Source organism: Streptosporangium nondiastaticum, assembly GCF_003011965.1.
In the GTDB taxonomy this organism is placed as follows: Bacteria; Actinomycetota; Actinomycetes; order Streptomycetales; family Streptomycetaceae; genus Streptomyces; species Streptomyces nondiastaticus.
This window is the reverse complement of the sequence record NZ_PXWG01000085.1, coordinates 21,159-27,521: the sequence shown is the minus strand read 5'-3', so window position 1 is coordinate 27,521 and position 6,363 is coordinate 21,159. Positions and strand designations below refer to the sequence as shown.

Sequence of the window (6,363 nt, the reverse complement as noted above, 5' to 3'; positions counted from 1 at the left end):
ACGATGCCGGGCCGCTCGCCCCGGCGGCGCCTCCCGGCTCGCCGCTGCCGCCCGCCGGGGCCGCGGCGTCCGCGGGCGGAGACGGCAGCAGGACCTGCGCACCGGAGACGGCACCCCGGACGCGGACCGTCACCGGATCCTCGCCCGGCGCCCGGAAGTGGTGCGCCGTCCAGGCGGGCTGCCCGCCGAGGCGCCAGCCGTGCGGGACCGAGAACGGGTCGACCCAGCCGTCGCGCGGCGGTTCCAGGGCCGCCTGGCTCAGCAGTGCCCCCGCCGCGTACACCTCGTCCGGGACGGAGGGCCGTACGAGCGAGGCCGCGTCCCGGTCGACCAGGCCCGTGTCCAGCCGGCCCGCCACCACGTCCGGGTGGGCCAGCAGGCGCCGCAGGAAGCCCGCGTTGGTGTCGACGCCCAGGACGGCCGTGTCCGCGAGGGCGGTGCGCAGGCGGCGCAGGGCCGTCGCCCGGTCGGGGCCGTGGGCGATGACCTTGGCGAGCATGGGGTCGTAGGACGTGCCGACGTCCGTGCCCTCCGACAGGCCCGAGTCGACGCGGACGCCCTCGCCCGCGGGCTCGCGCAGCAGCCGCACGGTGCCCGCGGACGGCAGGAAGTCGACGCGGGCGCCGTCACCGCTCACGCGCGCGGTCTCGGCGCAGATGCGGGCCTCGACGGCGTGGCCGGTTAGGGTCACGTCCTCCTGGCGCACGGTCAGCTCCTCGCCGGCGGCGACGCGGAGCTGCCACTCGACGAGATCCAGGCCGGTGATCAGCTCGGTGACGGGGTGCTCGACCTGGAGGCGGGTGTTCATCTCCATGAAGTAGTAGGAGGAGGGGTCGTCGCCGGGCACGATGAACTCGACCGTGCCCGCGCCCGCGTAGCCGCAGGAGCGGGCCGCCTGGACGGCCGCCTCGCCCATGGCGGCGCGCGTGGCCTCGTCGAGGAACGGCGACGGCGCCTCCTCGATGATCTTCTGGTGGCGGCGCTGCAGGGAGCACTCGCGCTCGCCCAGGTGGATCACGTGGCCGTGGCCGTCGGCCAGGACCTGGATCTCGATGTGGCGGGGCCGGTCGACCCAGCGCTCGACGAGCAGGGTGTCGTCGCCGAAGGAGCCGCGGGCCTCGCGCCGGGCGGCGGCGATCTCCTCGCCGAGCAGCGAGGCGTCGCGGACGAGGCGCATGCCCTTGCCGCCGCCGCCCGCGGAGGGCTTGAGCAGGACGGGCATGCCGATGCCGAGGGCGGCGGCCGCGAGCTCCGCGTCGGTCAGGCCGCTGCCGGAGGAGCCGGGCACGACGGGCACGCCCGCGGCCTGCACGGTCTCCTTGGCGCGGATCTTGTCGCCCATCAGCTCGATCGCGCCGGCGGGCGGCCCAATGAAGGCGAGGCCGGCGTCGGTGCAGGCCCGGGCGAAGGCGGCGTTCTCGGCGAGGAAGCCGTAGCCGGGGTGGACGGCCCGGGCGCCGGTGCGTGCGGCGGCCTCCAGCAGGCGCGGTATCGACAGATAGCTCTCCGCGGCGGCGGCCGGGCCGATCCGCACGGCGGTGTCGGCCTCGCGGACGTGGCGGGCCTCCGCATCGGCGTCGCTGAACACGGCGACCGAGCGGATGCCGAGCGCGCGCAGCGTACGGATGACCCGTACGGCGATCTCGCCCCGGTTGGCGACAAGGACAGTCTCGAACATGCTCCGCCTCACATCCGGAAGACGCCGTAGCCGGGCGCGGTGGGGTCCTTCTCGGGCAGGGGGGCGTTGGCGCAGGCCGTCAGCGCCAGGCCCAGCACCTGCCGGGTCTCCAGGGGGTCGATGACGCCGTCGTCCCACAGCCGCGCGGTGGCGTAGTAGGCGCTGCCCTGGGTCTCGTACTGCTCGCGGACGGGCGCGCGGAACGCGTCCTCCTCCTCGGCGCTCCAGCTCTCGCCGCGGGCCTCCAGCTGATCGCGCTTGACGGTGGCGAGGACGGAGGCGGCCTGCTCGCCGCCCATGACGGAGATCTTGGCGTTGGGCCACATCCACAGGAAGCGCGGCGAATAGGCGCGGCCGCACATCGAGTAGTTGCCCGCGCCGTAGGAGCCGCCGATGACGACGGTGAGCTTGGGGACGCGGGCGCAGGCCACGGCCGTGACCATCTTCGCGCCGTGCTTGGCGATGCCGCCCGCCTCGTACTGCCGGCCGACCATGAAGCCGGAGATGTTCTGCAGGAAGACCAGGGGGATGCCGCGCTGGTCGCACAGCTCGATGAAGTGCGCGCCCTTCTGGGCGGATTCGGAGAAGAGGATGCCGTTGTTGGCGACGATGCCGACGGGGTGGCCGTGGATCCGGGCGAAGCCGGTCACCAGCGTCTGCCCGAACTCCGCCTTGAACTCGGCGAACCGCGAGCCGTCGACGACGCGGGCGATGACCTCGCGCACGTCGTAAGGGGTGCGGGAGTCCACCGGCACGGCGCCGTAGAGCCCCGCGGGGTCGACGGCGGGCTCCTCGGCCGGCTCGGCCTTCCAGGGGAGCGCGCCCCGCGCGGGCAGGGTGGACACGATCGTGCGGACGATGCGCAGGGCGTGGGCGTCGTCCTCGGCGAGGTGGTCGGTGACGCCCGACACCTTCGAGTGGACCTCGCCGCCGCCGAGCTCCTCGGCGGTGACGACCTCGCCCGTCGCGGCCTTCACCAGCGGCGGGCCGCCCAGGAAGATCGTGCCCTGGCCGCGGACGATCACGGCCTCGTCGCTCATGGCGGGGACGTAGGCGCCGCCGGCGGTGCAGGAGCCGAGGACCGCGGCGATCTGCGGGATGCCCGCGCCGGACATCCGGGCCTGGTTGTAGAAGATCCGGCCGAAGTGGTCGCGGTCGGGGAAGACCTCGTCCTGCATGGGCAGGAAGGCGCCGCCCGAGTCCACCAGATACAGGCACGGCAGCCTGTTCTCCAGGGCGATCTCCTGGGCGCGCAGGTGCTTCTTGACCGTCATCGGGTAGTACGTGCCGCCCTTGACCGTGGCGTCGTTGGCGACGATCACCGTCTCGCGGCCGGAGACCCGACCGATGCCCGCGATCACGCCCGCCGCCGGGGCGGCCCCGCCGTACATCCCCTCGGCGGCCAGCGGAGCGAGCTCCAGGAACGGCGAGCCGGGGTCCAGCAGGGCGTCCACCCGGTCGCGCGGCAGGAGCTTGCCGCGGGCCGTGTGCCGCTCCCTGGCCCGCGCGCCGCCGCCCAGCCGGGCCGCGGCCAGCCGCTCCCGCAGCTCCGCGGACAGCTCGCGGTGCGCCGCCTCGTTCACCCGCCAGGCGTCGGACGCCGGATCTGCGGCGCTCCCCAGCGCCGGTGCCTGCTGCATGTACTCGAGCTCCCTTGCTCGGCCCATCGTGCTCGGCCCGTGATCCCGCTCGGTTAATGAGCGTTAACACTTTTCCTTCAGGTTAACGACCACTAACGCCGCTGTCTAGAATCACTTTCGTGAACGACGCACCAACCCGCACCCCGGCCCAGGCCGCCCCCACCCGCCGCGAGCAGATCCTCAGCGAGGCGGCCCGGCTCTTCGCCGAGCGCGGCTTCCACGGCGTGGGCGTCGACGAGATAGGGGCCGCCGTCGGGATCAGCGGCCCCGGCCTCTACCGGCACTTCGCCGGCAAGGACGCGATGCTCGCCGAGCTCCTCGTCGGGATCAGTGAGCGGCTCTTCGCGGGCGGGCGCCGCCGCGTCATCGAGGCCACCTCGGCGGGCGGGGGCCCGGCCGCCGTCCTCGGCTCCCTCATCGACGGCCACATCGACTTCGCCCTGGACGACCGGGCGCTGATCACCCTCCACGACCGCGAGCTGGGCCAGCTGCGCGACAGCGACCGCAAGCAGGTGCGCTCGCTCCAGCGGCAGTACGTGGAGCTGTGGGTCGACGTCGTCCGCCGGCTCCACCCCGACCCGTACGAGGCGGAGGTCCGCGCCGCCGTCCACGCCGTCTTCGGCCTGCTCAACTCCACCCCGCACCTCGGCCGGCCCGGCGCCCTCCCCGGCCGCGAGGCCACCGCCGCCCTGCTGCGCAGGCTCGCCCACGGGGCGTTCGCGGCGCTGTCGGACGGCGGGCCGCGGCCGGAGGCGTAGCCCGGACGCCCGCCGCCGACGCGGCCGGGGCGGCGTCACCCGTACGGCCCAGCCGGCTCTGGACAGCCCTGGTGACTCCCCGGTAGCTTCGCCTGAGCAAGCGCTTGGCCAGGCATGAGCCCGGGGTCCCCGGGCCCGCACGAGGGGAATGGCAGCCAATGCGTCGCACGGTGTACAACGAGGACCACGAAGCCTTCCGCGGAACGATCCGCGACTTCATCGCCACCGAGGTCGTCCCCGTCTACGACGAGTGGCGGGAGGCCGGCGCCGTCCCGCGCGAGTTCTACAAGAAGCTCGGCGACCTCGGCGTCTTCGGCATCGAGGTCCCCGAGGAGTACGGCGGCGCGGGCGAAGGCGGCGGCTTCAAGTTCCACGCCGTCATCACCGAGGAGTGCGCCCGCGCGGGCGTCAGCTTCGGCGGCAGCAGCGTGCACACCGCGCTGTGCCTGCCCTACCTCCTCAAGTACGCCACCGAGGAGCAGAAGCGGCGCTGGCTGCCGCCCTTCGTCTCCGGCGACATGATGACCGCCATCGCCATGACCGAGCCCGGCACCGGCTCCGACCTCGCCGGCATGAAGACCACGGCGAAGCTGTCCGAGGACGGCACGCACTACGTCCTCAACGGCGCCAAGACCTTCATCACCGGCGGCGTCCAGGCCGACCGGGTCCTCGTCTGCGCCCGCACCGCCCCGCCCACCCCCGAGGACCGGCGCGCCGGCATCTCCATCCTCGCCGTCGACACCACCTCCGAGGGGTACGCGGTCGGCCGCAAGCTGGAGAAGCTCGGCCTGAAGACCTCCGACACCGCCGAACTGTCCTTCACCGACGTCAAGGTGCCCGTCGGGGACCTCCTCGGAGAGGAGGGCAAGGCCTTCGGCTACCTGGGGCAGAACCTGCCGCAGGAGCGGCTCGGCATCGCCGTCGCCGCCTACGCCCAGGCCTCCGCGGCCGTCGCGTTCGCCAAGGACTACGTGCAGGACCGCACGGTCTTCGGCACGTCCGTCGCGTCCTTCCAGAACACCAAGTTCGTGCTCGCCGACTGCAAGGCCGACGTCGACGCCATGGAAGCGGTCGTGGACCGCGCCCTGGACGCCCACGAGACGGGCGGGCTGTCCGCCGCCGACGCCGCCTCCGCCAAGCTCTTCACCACCGAGCGGGCCGCCGTCGTCATCGACAAGTGCCTCCAGCTCCACGGCGGTTACGGGTACATGATGGAGTACCCCATCGCCCGCCTCTACGCGGACACCCGCGTCAGCCGCATCTACGGCGGCACCAGCGAGGTCATGCGCACCATCATCGCCAAGTCCATGGGCCTGTAAGGCCGGCAAGACCGGAACCCCAATGAACCAGTCCGTCACCCCGTCCACACCGGCGGCCGGCCCGCACGCGCCGCTGGACGAGCTCCTCGCCCTCCTCGACCTCGAACCCATCGAGGAGGACATCTTCCGGGGCCGCACCGGCCGCGCCGTCCTCGTGCCGCGCGTCTTCGGCGGCCAGGTCGCCGCGCAGGCCCTCGTCGCCGCCGGCCGCACCGTCCCCGCCGACCGGCCGCCGCACTCCCTGCACTCCTACTTCCTGCGGCCCGGCGACCCCGCCGTGCCCATCGTCTACACCGTCGACCGCATCCGCGACGGCGGCTCCTTCACCACGCGCCGCGTGGTGGCCGTCCAGCACGGGCAGCCGATCTTCCACCTCTCCGCGTCCTTCCAGCGGCACGAGGAGGGCCTGGAGCACCAGGAGGACATGCCGGCCGCGCCCGCCCCGGAGACCCTCCCCACAGCCGTGGAGACGCTCCGCCGCTACGCCCCGCTCCTCGGCGGGCCGGACGTCGTGGACCGCATCCTGGACGCCCGCTCCGCGGTCGACCTGCGGTACGCGGACGAGCCGCCGTTCGGCAGCGTGGGGGAGCCGCGCGAGCCGAAGTCGCAGGTTTGGTTCCGCACCAACGGCAAACTGGCGGACGATCCGCTGCTCCACATCTGCCTCGCCACGTACGTCTCCGACATGACGCTCCTCGACTCCGTCCTCCTGGCCCACGGCCGCGGCGGCTGGGCCGTCGGCGACGTCGTCGGCGCGAGCCTGGACCACGCGATGTGGTTCCACCGCCCGTTCCGCGCGGACGAATGGCTGCTCTACGACCAGGAGAGCCCGACGTCCCAGAGCGGCCGCGGCCTGGCCAGGGGCCGCATCTTCACCGAAGGCGGCCAGTTGGCGGTGTCGGTGATCCAGGAGGGCGTGATCCGAGTCCCGCGGCCGCGCTCGACCGGCCGGTAACATCGGTGAGTTG

5 protein-coding genes are annotated in these 6,363 nt (G+C 73.6%); 3 read left to right on the top strand and 2 right to left on the bottom strand.

All coding sequences use genetic code 11. From position 1 onward, the window contains the following. Together B7P34_RS24450 and B7P34_RS24445 are read right to left on the bottom strand one after the other, a co-directional pair. On the bottom strand, nt 1-1,678 hold a 1,678-nt coding region (locus B7P34_RS24450), incomplete at its 3' end, for an acetyl-CoA carboxylase biotin carboxylase subunit (protein ID WP_106679835.1). 8 nt (nt 1,679-1,686) lie between these two features. Next, nucleotides 1,687-3,318, bottom strand: a complete 1,632-nt coding sequence (locus B7P34_RS24445; protein WP_106679833.1) for a carboxyl transferase domain-containing protein — start codon at nt 3,316-3,318, stop codon at nt 1,687-1,689. A 119-nt stretch (nt 3,319-3,437) separates the two neighbouring features. Here B7P34_RS24445 and B7P34_RS24440 point away from each other — a divergent pair, with 119 nt between their 5' ends. From B7P34_RS24440 to tesB, 3 genes are all read left to right on the top strand, one after another. Then, nucleotides 3,438-4,076: an SACE_7040 family transcriptional regulator gene (locus tag B7P34_RS24440; RefSeq protein WP_106679831.1), complete on the top strand. Its 639-nt coding sequence runs from the start codon at nt 3,438-3,440 to the stop codon at nt 4,074-4,076. A 158-nt stretch (nt 4,077-4,234) separates the two neighbouring features. Then, nucleotides 4,235-5,395, top strand: coding sequence for an acyl-CoA dehydrogenase family protein (locus tag B7P34_RS24435; protein WP_106679828.1), 1,161 nt, complete (start codon nt 4,235-4,237; stop codon nt 5,393-5,395). 22 nt (nt 5,396-5,417) lie between these two features. After that, nucleotides 5,418-6,350: an acyl-CoA thioesterase II gene (tesB, locus tag B7P34_RS24430; protein WP_106679826.1), complete on the top strand. Its 933-nt coding sequence runs from the start codon at nt 5,418-5,420 to the stop codon at nt 6,348-6,350. The last annotated feature ends 13 nt before the right edge of the window (nt 6,351-6,363 follow it).